The sequence below is a fragment of the Kurthia massiliensis genome, from assembly GCF_000285555.1.
Taxonomy (GTDB): domain Bacteria; phylum Bacillota; class Bacilli; order Bacillales_A; family Planococcaceae; genus Kurthia; species Kurthia massiliensis.
The window spans coordinates 1-14,853 of the sequence record NZ_HE611003.1; the positions used below are offsets into that span (position 1 = coordinate 1).

Genomic DNA, 14,853 nt, shown 5'->3' on the forward strand with positions numbered 1-14,853 from the left:
AATATAATATGTTTCGTATCGTTTTGGTAAGTGATTACCTTGTCGACTTTTACTATTATAGAGAGGTCTGTTCTATTCGTCAATAGTTTTTTTAAAAAAACTTTATTTCTTTTTAAAAAGCGTTCCAGCACATTTTCCACAACGATATTTTGTGACGTCAATTCTACGTTTTCGTCTGTAGACGATGCCACATGACTCGCAGACGTACGTATGTTGAACACTATGAGAAATAGGCTTTTGAATGATCGAACAAAAGCGTGGTGCTTTCGTTTGCGCCAATAAGTTTTTAAAGTCGCGATCTTTATGCTGATACCCTTTTCCTTCTATATGTAAATGATAGTGACATAATTCATGTTTAATGATTCCCGTTAATTCATCCACGCCAAATTGTTCGTACGATTTTGGATTGATTTCAATATGATGCGTTTGCAATATGTAACGGCCCCCTGTCGTACGAAGTCGCGCGTTAAAATATGCCTGATGACGAAATGGTTTATGAAAGTATTGATTAGATATGTCACATACAAATTGTTGTAACGTTTCGTCTGTCATTTCCTCACTCCTTACAAAAAAAGTCGAGCCATCAACGTGACTCGACTTCATTTTATGATTGAGGGGCAAGCATTGTCAAAGCGATGCGTTGTTTTTTCACATCGACTTGATCGACCCATACTGTCACGATATCGCCTAGTGACACGACATCAAGTGGATGTTTGACGAACCCATTTTTTAATTTTGAAATATGAACGAGGCCATCTTGTTTAACACCTATATCGATAAACGCACCAAAATCAACGACGTTTCGAACAGTTCCTTGTAGCTCCATTCCTTGTTTTAAATCTTCCATTTTTAAAATATCTTTCTTTAAAAGTGGTTGTGGGAATGCATCACGTGGATCGCGCTTCGGTTTCATTAACACATCTAGCGTATCTTGAATCGTTACTGCGCCGATGTTTAATTCATCGACAAGTGCGTCAACGTGCAATTGTTTTAATTGTTGTTCAGCAGCATCAGTACCGATTGCTTGCTTCGATACGCCCGCTTTTTGTAACAACGTTTCTGCAAGTTTATAGCTCTCTGGGTGAATCCCTGTTTCGTCTAACGGATTTTTAGCATCCGGTACACGTAAAAAGCCGATCGCTTGTTCATACGTTTTTGCACCGAGACGCGGCACTTTTTTCAATTGTGTACGCGCTGTAAACTTCCCTTCTGTCTCTCTAAGCGCCACAATATTTTCAGCAACTGCTTTCGATAAGCCAGATACGTATTGGAGTAATGATGCAGAGGCCGTGTTGACATCGACACCTACTTGGTTAACAGCCGTTTCGACGATGAACGTTAATGATGACGATAATTTCTTTTGTGAGACGTCATGTTGATATTGACCGACGCCAACCGCTTTCGGTTCGATTTTCACAAGTTCAGCTAGTGGATCTTGTAAACGACGGGCAATTGACACAGCGCTGCGTTGTTCAACTTGTAGTGTTGGGAATTCGGCACGTGCAACTTCTGATGCTGAATATACACTTGCACCCGCTTCACTAACGATGACATACGAAGCTTCACTATTTGTTTCTTGTAATACTTCTGCGACAAACGCTTCTGTTTCACGTGAAGCAGTCCCGTTACCAATCGCTGCGATCGAAATCGGATAACGTTGTAGCAAATCTTTCATCACTTGTTTTGCTTCGTCGCGCTTTGCTTTCGGTGGGTGTGGATACATGACGCCGATTTCAAGCATTTTTCCGGTATCATCGACGACCGCGAGTTTACACCCTGTTCGATACGCCGGATCTACACCAAGGACGTATTTCCCACGCATCGGTGGTTGTAGTAATAAGCTACGTAGATTTTCCGAGAAAATATGAATCGCTTGCGTCTCAGCTTTTTCGGTTAATTCATTGCGCACTTCTCGCTCAATCGATGGCGCAATCAATCGTTTATAACTATCTTCAATCGCTTCGTCTACTTGTGTTGCACACGGTGATGTCGGATTTGTTATAAACGTACGACGCATCGCATCTTCAATTTTAGCAATCGGTGCTTGTATCGATACGCGCAATATGTTTTCGTGCTCCCCACGGTTTATCGCTAACGTACGATGCGGTACGATTTTCGCAAGTGGCTCTTCATAACTGTAATACATTTCAAATACAGCTTTTTCATCTTGCACTTTATCTTTTACGTCTGTGCAAATCGTTCCTTCACGCCACGTATAACGACGAATCATATCACGAATTTTCGCATCATCACTGAGACGTTCTGCAATAATATCTCGTGCACCTTGTAAGGCATCGTCAATTGTTAGTGCGTCATTCGTATAACTTGTCGCTAGTTGATGAGGCTGCGTATTCGGAAAGGCCATGATTTTATTTGCTAACGGTTCTAACCCTAACGATTTTGCAATCGTTGCTTTCGTTTTTCTTTTTTGTTTATACGGACGATATAAATCTTCTACTTGTTTTAAAATTGTTGCTTTTTCAATGCTCGCCGATAACGCAGGTGTTAGCTTTCCTTGCTCATCAATCGCATTGATCACTTCTGCTTTTCGCGCTTGTAATTGTTCTAAGTAATGGTGGCGGTCTTCAATCGCTTTAATTTGAACTTCATCTAGTGAACCTGTTGCCTCTTTACGATATCGGGCAATGAAAGGTACTGTGTTACCATCTTTTAAAAGTGTAATCACGGTACTCACTTGTTTTGGACTCACTGTTAATTCTTTCGCAATGGTTGCTGAAAAATTCATCGATCTCATCCTTTCTTTCGTTCAAGTGTAGCACTTTTCATTAAAAAAGGCTGTGTAACATGACAGCTACACAGCCTTTTAAAATTGAAGCATCACATACGTTTGATCATCATTTTTTCGCAACAAATAATGATCCGTCTCATCATTTTCAAGTGCTTGCCAAGCATCTGCATTTAATAGCGTCGCGGCGTCAATCACATCTACCCCATCAGAATGCATAAAACATCGATCACCATTCGTGAACTTAAACGTTTCAACGAATGGACGGATTGTTTTTCCTGCTAAATAGCCGTAATGCGTACGCGGGCGCTTGATCGTATCATGATGAATGACGTAGCAAGTAATATTCCCAATGCCACAATATTGTATTTCCTGTCGTGCGAAATGAATACGCATTACCGAAGCAACTGCACCACGCTTTAACTTTAAACGCTCATTGCACAATAACATGAGCTGGTCGAGTGGTTGATGTCCATATGTTTGAACGACATTCGTTACAATTTGTGCACTATCGTGCGCATGCGGACCACTTCCGAGGCCATCAGCGACGACGCAAATCGCATAGTCTTCTCGCTGATCGACGAAATAGCTATCTCCACACACATCATATTGCTGATGATTACGTTGAAAGATATGATACGAAAAGTTAATGTTATACACCACCTGAAGCGATAATCGCCTGCTGTAGTTTTTTAATCGCTTTTCGTTGCAAACGAGATACGTGCATTTGTGAAATGCCGAGGCGTTCGCCCGCTTCTTTTTGACTTAATTGTTCTAAATATGTTAATTGAATAATTTGTTTTTCACGTTCATTTAACACGTTCATCGCTTCTGAGACGATCATACGACGATTTGTTTTTTCAAATTCATCGTCTTCTTGACCGACAACGTCAAATAGCGTCACTGTACTACCATCTGAATCTGACTCAATTGAGTGGTCCATTGAAAGTGCTTGATAGCTACGGCTCATTTCCATTGCTTCTAATATTTCCTCTTCTGTCACTTCTAATCGTTCAGCAATTTCAGATACTTTCGGCGAACGTTGTAATTCAGTCGTTAACAACTCAACCGTTGATTTAATACGTGGACCTAATTCTTTAATACGACGAGGCACGTGTACATCCCACGTCTTATCGCGTAAAAAACGTTTAATTTCCCCGACAATTGTCGGTACCGCAAACGCTTCAAAGCTACGGCCAAAATCTGGATCGAATCGACGAATCGCACCGAGTAACCCGAGCATCCCTACTTGGACGATATCATCATGATATGAACGACCGTTTGAATATTTACGCGCAATCGACTCAACTAAATATTGGTAGTTTTCGACGAGGCGCGTTTGCGCTTCATCGTCTTTCGTATCTTGGTATTGTTGAATCCATTGTAAAACTTGTTCCTTTGAGGCATTTCTAGTGGACGTCTGTTTCCACATTTGCATTCACCTGCTCTCGTGAAACATATTTGGTCATGAAGACTGTTACACCATTTTCATTTAGTACTTTCACTTCATCCATTAGACTTTCAATTAAAAATAACCCTAACCCTCCTTCACGAATAAATTCGACTTCCGTGTCTTCGTGATATGGGCCGACCTTTTCTTTTACTTCTTCAAATTCGAAGCTGCGACCATAATCCGCAACCATAATTTCTAATTTATCTTCATACACTGCACAGCCAACAATGACTTCTTGTTTTTCTTCATCATCTGCATATGCATGTTGAATTGCATTTGTCACTGCTTCACTCGTAGCAATTTTTAAATCTTCGATATCATCGTATGAAAAGCCTAAACGACTTGCTAAACCTGAAACTGTTAAACGTGCCACGCCCACATATTGTGTTTTCGATGGGATGCGCATTTCAAAATAATCAAATTCCTTCATCGTTTTACGCCTCCTCTTCTACGTGGATAATACCACTTAAACCTGTAATATCAAATAAACGTTTTAAACGAGGTGATAAACCAACGAGTGTTAATTCGCCCCCGTCTGCAATGACGCTTTTATAAAATGCTACGATAACACCGATACCTGTACTATCCATGTAACCAACGCCTGCTAAATCAAGCACAGCCTTTTTCGTATTTTTCGTATCGATTGCTAGTAATTGTTCACGTAATTTTGGTGCTGTATAAGCATCAATTTCGCCGCTAATTGTTGCAAGTACGCTGCTATCTTGTTGTGTCGTAATATTTACTGTTAATTCCATGATTTGCACCTCTATTGTTTTTTTATAATTTTTTAATGACTGCTAACGTAAAGTCATCACGTTGATGGAACGCTTGGAATTTCTCTAACGCTTTAAAGACGCTATGCGCGATTTCTCCTGGCGCTTGATCTTTCACGTTGAAGATCATATCCGTCAGCTCTTGTCTTGTTAAAAATCGTTCGTCTTCGGTACGACATTCCGTCACACCATCTGTCATGATGAGAACCATGTCATTTGATTCTAGTTTTACAGAACTCTCGGTATAATGTACATCTGGTAAAATACCGAGCAATAACCCTTTCGATTCGTCGAGGTCATAAAACTTTTGTTCCTTCGCACAATAATAAAGCGCTGGCTCATGACCTGCTGTCGCATATGTAAATGTAGCCTCTTCGCTATCATATCTACCGTAAAACATTGAAATAAACATGTTATCAGAAACACTTTTTTCAACGATACGATTTAAAACGTCGAGCGCATATGCCGGACTAATACTCGCTTGACCAAGTGTGTCTAAACCATTTTTCACCATCGACATGCACAGGGCAGCCGGAATTCCTTTTCCGACGACGTCTGCTACACCGACGCCGACAAAGTCACTATCGTCATCTTGGAAGTAAACGTAGTCACCGTTCATTTTGCCTGCAGGTACGGATAAGAAATCAATATCTACACCGTCGATTTCTGGCTTTTTCGTGCGTAACATCGTATTTTGTACTTTTGCAGCAAGTTCAATTTCATGATTCATCGACTCTTGCTGTTCAACTAATATTTTATGTTCACGTAGTGCTAAGCCATACTGAATCATAAACTCTGTTAAAAAGTCGAGCGAAATGATCATCGTATCTTCTAACGTATCGCCATATATTTCTTCAAGGGCGATTTTATGAATACTAATCACTTCTTCAGGCGTAATATTTTTTTGGACGAGATGTCGGCTAAAATTTTGACCTAAATATAAATTTCGCTCTGTTTGATACTTTAAGTATTGGCTTAGTAACATCGTGTACTGTTTTTGTATCTCTTTCGTAGCGCATCCTCACCTATCTGTTAAGACAACCATTTTACAACTGTAATTTTCGTGCCTTCGCCTACTTCTGTCTGAATATCAAATTCATCCATCAAACGCTTTACCCCTGGAAGCCCTGCTCCTAAACCATATGATGAAGAATATCCGTCTTGTAATACGAGCTGAACATCGTTAATACCAGGTCCGCGGTCTTCTGCAATAATGCGAATTCCGACTTTCCCATCTTTTTCGAAACGCCCAATTGTGACGCTTCCTTGTTCCGCATATAAATAAATATTCCTAGCCAGTTCGCTAATTGCTGTTGTGATACGCGCTTGGTCGACAGCACCAAAACCAATGACTTTTGCTTCGCTACGACCCATTTGTCTTGCAGCTACGATATCCCATTCCGTTAAAATGCTCACTGAGGAAACGTCCATCATTATCCCTCCAATTCTAGTTGTAACCGTTCTAACCCACTTTCTAAATCAAGTGCCGTCATCACGTTTTTCAACTCTATTCCTAATTCTACGAGTGTGATGGCAATCGGTGGTTGAATGCCTGTCAGTGCGACTTTTGCGCCCATCATATTTGCCATTTGAATGACTTCATCGAAAATACGTGCGATGAAAGAATCGATAAAATCGATTGCCGTTAAGTCAATGACGATGCCGCGCGCGTTCGTCTCATGAATTTTTTCTAATACGTCTTGTTGAAATTGTAATGCTGTCGCATCGTCTAGTTCCCATTGGATTGAAATGATCAAACAGTTTTTTAATTTCAAAATTGGCACTTTTGGCTGGATCATATCATTACACCTCATCAATTTTTCTATTCGTTAATTTCAACGCTTGTGCAAAGCCACGTTGTAACGTATTTGCTGTTAATAAGTTATGAAACATCTTATTTAACGAAGCAATTGCTTGTGCCATTTCCGGTTGAATACCGACGATGATACACTGCGTGCCAAGTAAATGGACGGCTTTCACTGCTTGTGTAATGTAATGAGCAACGACCTCATCTACAAACGGTACACCTGTAATATCGACGAGTAAAACTTCTGCTCGATACATTCGAATGCCTTCTAATACATTTTCGACAATCAGTTTCGCGCGTGCTTCGTCAATCGTTCCGACAAGTGGCAAGATCGCAATTTTTTCAAGTACAGGAATAATAGGCGTTGATAATTCTTTTAATGAACGCTTTTGCTGATTAATTTGAGACGATAATCCTCGTTCGTAATTCATAATAAGGGCACGTTCCATATCATGCACTTTTTTATAATTTTCTCGTAAAAAAATGCTTATTTCCTCAACGGAATGGGTATTTGATTGTAGGAAGAGTTCTACGACAGCTTCTTCAACAAGCTGTATGTAGTAAACATTTTCTTCAAACGAATGATATTTTCCGATGAATGACTGACAAATATTATCTTTCACCACTTCATTTTCCTCGTATAAAGCGGCTTCGATTAATCCGCACATATCTTCTAATTTCTCCATATGGAGCGGCTGATGTATATCGCTTTTCTCGGCCCATTTTTCCACGACTGCTTGTTTTAATTGGTCTTTGTACGCCTTCACTAAATTCATCACACTCACCACCCATCATAATAATCTTTACATAATTGTATAATATTTCTGTATATAATTCACTTTTAAAACCCATTTTTTTCTACATTGGTTCTTTTTTATGTAAAAAAAAGACTACCTCGAAAAGAAAGTAGTCTTTTTTATATGTATGCTAAAATTTTATGAGGCCTAAACTGATCTCCAAAGCTGCTTCGACTTTATGCATTAATGGTCCGTCCAATTGTGTTATTTTATCCGTTAGTCGAGACTTATCAATCGTTCTAAGTTGTTCTAACAAAATAACAGAGTCGCGCTCGAAACCATATTTTTTCGCATCAATTTCGACATGCGTTGGTAATTTTGCTTTTTGTATTTGTGCTGTAATGGCCGCGATAATCACGGTCGGACTAAATCGATTGCCAATATCATTTTGAATTACCAGCACCGGCCGTGTTCCCCCTTGCTCGGAACCGACCACTGGTGATAAATCTGCAAAAAAGACATCTCCGCGTTTTACGTTCACATTTTCATCCTCCGTAAACGAGACGCGCTACCATATACGTCCAGCTACATGCTCAGCTTCATACTCTGCATGCAAGCATTCACTGCATATCGTAAGGTTAATTTGAGACATTTCTTCGTATCCCTTAACCATTGCCTCTCGAATATGTTTTTGTTGTTGCATACGTGCATGTTTACGCACGTCACTTTCATAAGCGTAATGTTGCGCAATTTTTTGTAATACCGCATCATAAGCTTTTTCCATTTCATATTCAGGCAATTGAATAATATCTAATTGATTTTGACTCATAGCCAGCACCTCCAAAGCAAACCTCATTTTTTTAGTCGTTCTTCGTAGCTTGAACCTATCTTAACAAAGAAATGTATTCTTGAAAAGGTGTAAAAGCCACAAGGTGATATAAAAAATGATTGTTTTCTGAATTTTCGTGCCTATTATGCGTCGATCTTATGCCTGAAAAATACGAGGAATACGGCTATTTAGCATACATGGAATTTCATAAACGATCGTGTTTAGACGTTTTGCCCATTCTTCGATTAAAATTTCATCGTCGCCTTGTGTACCGATTAATACGACGCGTTCACCGACAGGCATTTTTTTCGGTAGCTTGATCATAATTTGGTCCATACAAATGCGACCAACGATCGGTGCACGCACGCCGCCAACGAGTACTTCTTGATTGCCAAGACCACGGATTAAACCATCTGCATATCCGATTGGTAATGTGGCAATCCATTCATCCCCAGTTGCAACATATGTGGCACCGTAACCAACCGTATCGCCAGCATGTATTTGTTTCACATGAACGATTTCTGTTTCAAGTGAGAGTGCGCGTTTTAGTTCATATGGTAAGTGGTGTGCGACATAGTCTGATGGCGATAAGCCATACATTGAAATACCGAAACGAACGGCATCAAATTGCACATGTTCTTTTACTAATGATGCGGCTGTATTTGCTGCGTGTACGAGACGAGGTTTGACTGGAAGGCTATTCACAAGTGATGTAAAGACTTCTACTTGATGTTCATAAAATGCTGTTCCTTCTTCATCTGCTGTAGCGAAGTGTGTGAAAATACCGTCTACACAAATATTTTTAAATTGTGCAGCGTCATAAACTTCACGCAACGCTTCTGCTGAACGTACGCCAATACGTCCCATCCCACTGTCGACTTTCAAATGCACATTTAATGTTTTTTCGAATGTCGGCGCAATGTCACGCACAGCGGCTAACCATTCTGTTGAGAAAACAGTTAATGTAATATCGTATTTCGCTGCGTAAGGTGTGAAGTTAACCGGTACAGCGCCTAAAATTAAAATCGGTGTATCCGCAATATGTTTGCGAACGTGTAGCGCTTCTTCTGGTGTCGCTACTGCAAGCATTGTTGCGCCCGCTTCTAAAGCAGCACGCGCTACTTCGATGTCGCCATGTCCGTAAGCATTCGCTTTAATGACTGCTATAATATGTACGTTTGAATGCAAGTGCTTACGCAAATTTGAAACGTTTGATTGAATCGCTTTTAAATCGATAACGGCCTTCGTAGGTCGAAAGTTTTGTAATTCTTCCATGAGTTCTTACCTCTTCTAAATCGTAATTTTGTTCTATTATTATGTACCTCTCGCGAACGGAGGTCAATATTTTTGAATACTCTTTAAAAAGACATATTTTCCCGATTTATTGGCGATAATTTTATTTACCCCACTCACTGAAAATTAAGCCCCTTTTCAAAAAGAATCTTTTACGCCTCTAAAATCACCTGGGCTGCAGCGTACGCTTTTGAATGTGTAATAGATACAAATCCGTTCACGCGCTCACCTTTAAAATAAAGAATTGGTTGCCCTGTTTCAGCCTTTAAAATCTCAATATCATGCAATGCGCACTGGCCGCCTAGACCTGTACCGAGCGCTTTTGAAAATGCTTCTTTTGCGGAAAATCGACCCGCTAAAAATTCCAATTGTCGATGCGGTGTTAAATCATTATAAAGAGCTAATTCTTGATCGGTTAACACTTTTTTTCGAAATGCTTCACTACGCTGATTGATCTTTTCGATGCGCGTCATTTCGACAATATCTAACCCAATTCCTGTAATCATAGCCTTCCTCCTTTCATTCGATTGTCCTAAACAGGTATAATAATGATAACTTTTAACGAGAGGTGACGATATGTTTAATCGTAACGAAAAACTTTCGGACTACATCAAGCTTTATCCAGCTGTTGCGACGTTAATTTTAATTAATTTAATCGTCTATGTCATCGGTTTGGTACCTCGTATAAATAGCTATATTTTCAACTATGGCGCGGCCGCCAACTGGCTCATTGGGGCCGGTGAATATTGGCGCTTAGTAACAGCTATTTTTATTCATGGTGGCTTCCTACACATTTTATCAAATATGTTTTGGTTATACGTTTTCGGACCAGAACTTGAAAAAATCGCCGGTCGCGCACGCTTCATCTTTATTTTCTTAATGTCAGGCATTATCGGAAATGTCGCGACGTATTTCGTGCAAGACCTTGGATACGTATCTGTCGGCGCAAGTGGTGCAGTATTTGGTATGCTCGGTGCGTATTTAGCACTCGTTTACTATACGCGTCACATTTTCCCACAACTTCGCCAAATGATTTTACCACTCGTCATTATTTCTGTTATCATCACATTTTTACAACCAAATGTAAACGCAACCGCACATATTGCAGGTTTAATTACAGGTGCTGTCATTGGCTTTATTAATTTCCACCCGAAAAACATTGCGAAGTGGCGCAAACAACGAAAAATTCATTTATAACGAAAAAAGAGGCTAACGATTAGCCTCTTTTTTCATGCGGTTGAAACCATGCAAATATACGCATTAATGCGCTTTTTTCAAAAAATCTAAGCGTCGTCTGTGATTCCGCACGACCAGCGACGATGGAAACGCTAATGCGCGCTAACTGCCCTGTCTCGGCGAAAATACTTTGCGCTACTTTTATCGTTTGAATGCGATTTTTCATGACAAAAAACGTTTGTTTTGAAAAACCACGTGTGACGATTATTAATTGGAAATGGTGAATCGCAAAACCTGCTGTTCGATATTGCATAAATCCAACAATCGCACCTAATAGCAATATGATTAAACTGTAGTAGCCATAACCGTACGGAATGAAATAGCATGCCGCTGCTACTGGCAACAATGCAAATGCCGGCGTCCATAACATGTAGCGCCACATCGCTTTTTTCGGTGCACGCGTTAATGGTAGCTCGAACGTATACGATGGGAATAGCTGCGCTAATACGTCATACGCATCTCGCTTTTTAATAAGTGGAACGAGCGAAATTGTCGATGTTTGATCATTTTCCGTATTGCCGGCACTTTCTAATTGAATCGCCGCAAAGCCAAACAATTGACGGAATGGTGTTTCCACAATTTTAATGCCTTGAATGCGGGCAAGTGGAACGGCTACACGTTTCTTTTCGAGTACACCTTTTGAAATAAATAAACGATCCCCTTCACGTTCGACGATAAAATTCGCATGGTTCAAATACGTCCACGCAATTGAAATAATCCAAGAAACGAATAATATCGCGAGTACGATGAGCGATACGAGCAACACACCCACCTTTGCAACGTCTTGTAGTTCATGGAAAATACGTTCATACGGAATAATGTCTGACAGTTGCGACATGACGGAACCGACCGCGGCAATAATAACGCCAAGTCCACCAGAAGTCGTCGCTAAAATAAATAGATTTTTCGTCGTCATGCGGTAAATCGTTTCACGTTGCGGGACTTCTTCTAATAACGTTTCTTCCGACGTTTCCTGTTGTTTCGTCGCACGCTTTGCCCGTTTCGTTGCAGCATCTAACCAGTCAGCCTGTTCGCGTGAAATCGCGAGTAAATCAATACCAGCGTCTTCACTCCCCGCCGTTTCGATACTTACCTTCACGAGCTGAAACGGACGATGGAAAATTCCTTCTTTGAAATTCATACTTTGAATACGTTCGAACGGTACGTACTGATGTTTTTTAATAAAAATACCTTCTTGTACGTGCAATTCGTCGTTTTCTGTCCAATACGTAAATTTACGCCACCATAACACGATATAAACGATCATGAACGCAAGTAGCACGAAAGCGATGAGTAGTACGAGCAACGTCCATTTAAAACGAGGGTCCGCTGGATTCCACGTAAGTTTCGTAATGTTTAACACGACGATAAAACCGAAAATCGCAATCGACTGTTTAATCATTTGAAATAACTTCACTAAAATCGTAATTGGGTGCAAATGTTGTTTAGACATCTTCTTCAGCCACCCTTGCTAAGGCAGATATTTTATGACGCAATGCATCTGCCTCTTCTTCACTTAATAACGGAATCGTATGTACCGTTGCTGCTGTTGAAATCGAAATTTCTGCTAGATGGTAATGTTTTAAAATCGGCCCTTGCACAGTATTAACATGCTGCACCCTCACCATTGGCACGAGCACACGTTTAATAATAAAGAGCCCATATTTTAAATCGATTTCTTCGTCGCGTACTTCATAACGCCAATGTCGCCAACGAATGTTTGGGAAAATAAAAATACTACAAACAGCTTCTACTACCGCTAGTACACCGAAAACGATATAAAGCCACTCATACCAGCCAAAAAAATATGTACAAACGCTTAGCCCACCTAAAACGAGCCAAACAATCACCGTTTGAATCATCGCATGAATCCGCCACACTTTTAATCCTTTTTTCGAGATTTGTTGTATCGGTTCTCCCACTATGTCCACTCCCTCCTATTTTGTTATTCACAGTGTCTCATACCCGCTTTATTTTTTCATGTTTGAGCATACAAAAAAAGAGCCTATGCATACGCATAGACTCTTTCATTAAATGATGATTAGCCTTCGTTGTTGTCACGGCGTGGACGACGACGTTCTCCGCCTTCGCGACGACGACGGTCGCCACCTTGTCCACCATTTCCGCCTTCACGACGACGACGGTCGCCACCTTCGCGACGACGGCGATCTCCGCCACCACCGTTACGGTTACCACGGAAGTTACGGTTACGGCCGCCACCATTACGGTTACCGCCATGACCGCCACCACGACGCATTGGAAGTGGACGTTCTTCAGAGATTTTAACCGGTGTATCATCTGGTTCTTTTGTTAATGATTTAATCGCTGCTGCTACGAAATCAACTGCATCGCCGTCTTTTAATAGCTCTTCAGCCATTTGACGGTAGTTGCTTAAATGATTTTTCTCAACGATTGCTTTTAATTGTTCAACAGCTACCTCTTGTTGGCCAACTAATGCTTCATCAGCAGTTGGTGGCTTAAGTGGTGTCATACGTTTTTTCGTAGTTTCTTCTACGATACGTAAGTAGCTCATTTCACGTGGTGTTACGAATGTTACCGCTACACCTGATTTACCGGCACGGCCAGTACGACCGATACGGTGAACGTAAGATTCTGGATCTTGTGGAATATCGAAGTTGTAAACGTGTGTTACGCCTGAGATATCAAGACCACGAGCAGCTACGTCTGTTGCTACTAATACATCAATTTTATTTTCTTTGAATTGACGTAATACAGAAAGACGTTTTGCTTGAGAAAGGTCACCGTGGATACCTTCAGCAATGTAACCGCGGATGCTAAGTGCGTGTGATAATTCATCAACACGACGTTTAGTACGACCGAATACGATTGCAAGTTCTGGTTTTTGAACGTTTAATAAACGAGATAAAATATCGAATTTTTCACGTTCTTGTGATTTCACGAAGAATTGTTCAATGTTATCCACTGTTAATTCTTTCGCTTTAATTTTTACGCTTTGTGGCTCTGTCATGAATGTATCAGCAATTTTACGGATTGCTGGAGGCATTGTTGCAGAGAATAAAAGTGTTTGGCGTTCAGCTGGAACGTTTTCTAAGATTGCATTGATATCTTCAATGAATCCCATGTTTAACATTTCATCAGCTTCGTCTAAAACTAATGTTTTAACGTTTTCTAATTTTAACGTACGGCGTTTAATGTGGTCTAAAATACGACCTGGTGTACCGACGATAATTTGTGGTTTGTTTTTAAGTGCGCGGATTTGACGGCTAATATCTTGGCCACCGTACACAGATAAAATTTTAGAGCGTTTGCCATAACCAATTTTGTGTAGCTCCTCAGAACATTGGATCGCTAATTCACGAGTTGGTGCAATTACTAATGCTTGGACAGCAGCTTCTTTAGGATCTACTTTTTCAATTAATGGAACACCGAAAGCTACAGTTTTACCAGTACCTGTTTGTGCTTGACCGATAATGTCATGACCTTCTACAGCTAGTGGAATAGTACCTGCTTGGATTGGTGTTGCTTCTTCAAATCCCATACGTTCTAGGGATTTAAGTGTAGATTCGCTAATATTTAATTCTGAAAAATTTGTCAAACTTCTCATTCTCCTTTTAGTTAAGTGTCAGTTGACAAATGGTTACATTTTCAGATGAAAATAGGGCAAATCGAGCCTCATGTTTAGGATTTTAATATCCTGAACGCTTATACGTTACTGTGATCTATGTCGATCATATGATCGTTATTCATCATGTGCGCTTAAGTCATCACAGTGCCATGTTTATATAAAATAAAGCCCGGACTTTGCCGAGCGGTTTAATTCGAAGGTATAAAACCTTATCATCATTGACCGTTAATGTTCAAAAAAAAGTACTCTCCACATATCAGAACCGGGAGAGTCTCATACAAAATGTATCCATTGCTTTAAATATTCTATCATGCGCATTATCGATATGCAACGAATAACAATTGATTCGAATTTTCTGAAAATTATATTATG

18 protein-coding genes are annotated in these 14,853 nt (G+C 40.3%); 1 reads left to right on the forward strand and 17 read right to left on the reverse strand.

Going from position 1 to position 14,853, the window contains the following annotated elements:
• Nucleotides 1–102: 102 nt before the first annotated feature.
• The 14 genes from KMHG_RS14555 to acpS all read right to left on the reverse strand — a co-directional run bounded on the left by KMHG_RS14555 (nucleotide 103) and on the right by acpS (nucleotide 10,144).
• Entirely contained in the window at nucleotides 103–552 is a 450-nt protein-coding gene (locus tag KMHG_RS14555) for a SprT family protein (protein ID WP_010290604.1), read from the reverse strand.
• Between the two features lie 52 nt (nucleotides 553–604).
• On the reverse strand, nucleotides 605–2,755 hold the full coding sequence (locus KMHG_RS14560) for a Tex family protein (RefSeq protein ID WP_390619243.1): 2,151 nt from the start codon (nucleotides 2,753–2,755) through the stop codon (nucleotides 605–607).
• Nucleotides 2,756–2,824: 69 nt separating this feature from the next.
• Nucleotides 2,825–3,409, reverse strand: a complete 585-nt coding sequence (locus tag KMHG_RS14565; protein WP_010290608.1) for a SpoIIE family protein phosphatase — start codon at nucleotides 3,407–3,409, stop codon at nucleotides 2,825–2,827.
• Nucleotides 3,399–4,178, reverse strand: coding sequence for an RNA polymerase sigma factor SigB (gene sigB / locus KMHG_RS14570; protein ID WP_010290609.1), 780 nt, complete (start codon nucleotides 4,176–4,178; stop codon nucleotides 3,399–3,401). The genes KMHG_RS14565 and sigB overlap by 11 nt, the downstream gene beginning before the upstream one ends.
• The gene (gene rsbW / locus KMHG_RS14575; RefSeq protein WP_010290610.1) at nucleotides 4,156–4,629 is read right to left on the reverse strand and encodes an anti-sigma B factor RsbW; all 474 of its coding nucleotides are present in this window, start codon (nucleotides 4,627–4,629) and stop codon (nucleotides 4,156–4,158) included. Before rsbW ends, sigB begins: the two co-directional genes overlap by 23 nt.
• 4 nt (nucleotides 4,630–4,633) lie before the next feature.
• A complete protein-coding gene (locus KMHG_RS14580; RefSeq protein ID WP_010290612.1) occupies nucleotides 4,634–4,954 on the reverse strand; it encodes an STAS domain-containing protein in 321 nt (106 codons plus the stop codon).
• Between the two features lie 22 nt (nucleotides 4,955–4,976).
• Entirely contained in the window at nucleotides 4,977–5,957 is a 981-nt protein-coding gene (locus KMHG_RS14585) for a PP2C family protein-serine/threonine phosphatase (protein ID WP_010290613.1), read from the reverse strand.
• Between the two features lie 47 nt (nucleotides 5,958–6,004).
• On the reverse strand, nucleotides 6,005–6,406 hold the full coding sequence (locus KMHG_RS14590) for an anti-sigma regulatory factor (protein ID WP_026022132.1): 402 nt from the start codon (nucleotides 6,404–6,406) through the stop codon (nucleotides 6,005–6,007).
• Complete coding sequence (locus KMHG_RS14595; RefSeq protein WP_010290615.1) at nucleotides 6,406–6,771, reverse strand: STAS domain-containing protein; 366 nt, start codon at nucleotides 6,769–6,771, stop codon at nucleotides 6,406–6,408. The genes KMHG_RS14590 and KMHG_RS14595 overlap by 1 nt, the downstream gene beginning before the upstream one ends.
• Before the next feature lie 4 nt (nucleotides 6,772–6,775).
• The gene (locus KMHG_RS18520) at nucleotides 6,776–7,555 is read right to left on the reverse strand and encodes an STAS domain-containing protein (protein WP_010290616.1); all 780 of its coding nucleotides are present in this window, start codon (nucleotides 7,553–7,555) and stop codon (nucleotides 6,776–6,778) included.
• A 151-nt stretch (nucleotides 7,556–7,706) separates the two neighbouring features.
• Nucleotides 7,707–8,057, reverse strand: a complete 351-nt coding sequence (locus tag KMHG_RS14605) for a type II toxin-antitoxin system PemK/MazF family toxin (RefSeq protein ID WP_010290618.1) — start codon at nucleotides 8,055–8,057, stop codon at nucleotides 7,707–7,709.
• A gap of 27 nt (nucleotides 8,058–8,084) precedes the next feature.
• The gene (locus KMHG_RS19370) at nucleotides 8,085–8,345 is read right to left on the reverse strand and encodes a hypothetical protein (protein WP_010290619.1); all 261 of its coding nucleotides are present in this window, start codon (nucleotides 8,343–8,345) and stop codon (nucleotides 8,085–8,087) included.
• Nucleotides 8,346–8,501: 156 nt separating this feature from the next.
• The gene (gene alr, locus KMHG_RS14615) at nucleotides 8,502–9,620 is read right to left on the reverse strand and encodes an alanine racemase (protein WP_010290620.1); all 1,119 of its coding nucleotides are present in this window, start codon (nucleotides 9,618–9,620) and stop codon (nucleotides 8,502–8,504) included.
• Nucleotides 9,621–9,790: 170 nt separating this feature from the next.
• Entirely contained in the window at nucleotides 9,791–10,144 is a 354-nt protein-coding gene (acpS, locus tag KMHG_RS14620; protein WP_010290621.1) for a holo-ACP synthase, read from the reverse strand.
• A 70-nt stretch (nucleotides 10,145–10,214) separates the two neighbouring features.
• Here acpS and KMHG_RS14625 point away from each other — a divergent pair, with 70 nt between their 5' ends.
• Entirely contained in the window at nucleotides 10,215–10,835 is a 621-nt protein-coding gene (locus KMHG_RS14625) for a rhomboid family intramembrane serine protease (RefSeq protein ID WP_010290622.1), read from the forward strand.
• A gap of 19 nt (nucleotides 10,836–10,854) precedes the next feature.
• Here the strand turns inward: KMHG_RS14625 and KMHG_RS14630 are convergent, their stop codons facing one another.
• The 3 genes from KMHG_RS14630 to cshA all read right to left on the reverse strand — a co-directional run bounded on the left by KMHG_RS14630 (nucleotide 10,855) and on the right by cshA (nucleotide 14,451).
• Nucleotides 10,855–12,327, reverse strand: coding sequence for a PH domain-containing protein (locus tag KMHG_RS14630; RefSeq protein WP_010290623.1), 1,473 nt, complete (start codon nucleotides 12,325–12,327; stop codon nucleotides 10,855–10,857).
• Nucleotides 12,320–12,799 carry a PH domain-containing protein gene (locus KMHG_RS14635; RefSeq protein WP_044504931.1) on the reverse strand — a complete coding sequence of 160 codons (480 nt, stop codon included), beginning with the start codon at nucleotides 12,797–12,799 and terminating at the stop codon, nucleotides 12,320–12,322. The genes KMHG_RS14630 and KMHG_RS14635 overlap by 8 nt, the downstream gene beginning before the upstream one ends.
• A gap of 116 nt (nucleotides 12,800–12,915) precedes the next feature.
• Nucleotides 12,916–14,451: a degradosome RNA helicase CshA gene (gene cshA, locus KMHG_RS14640; protein WP_010290625.1), complete on the reverse strand. Its 1,536-nt coding sequence runs from the start codon at nucleotides 14,449–14,451 to the stop codon at nucleotides 12,916–12,918.
• Nucleotides 14,452–14,853: the final 402 nt, after the last annotated feature.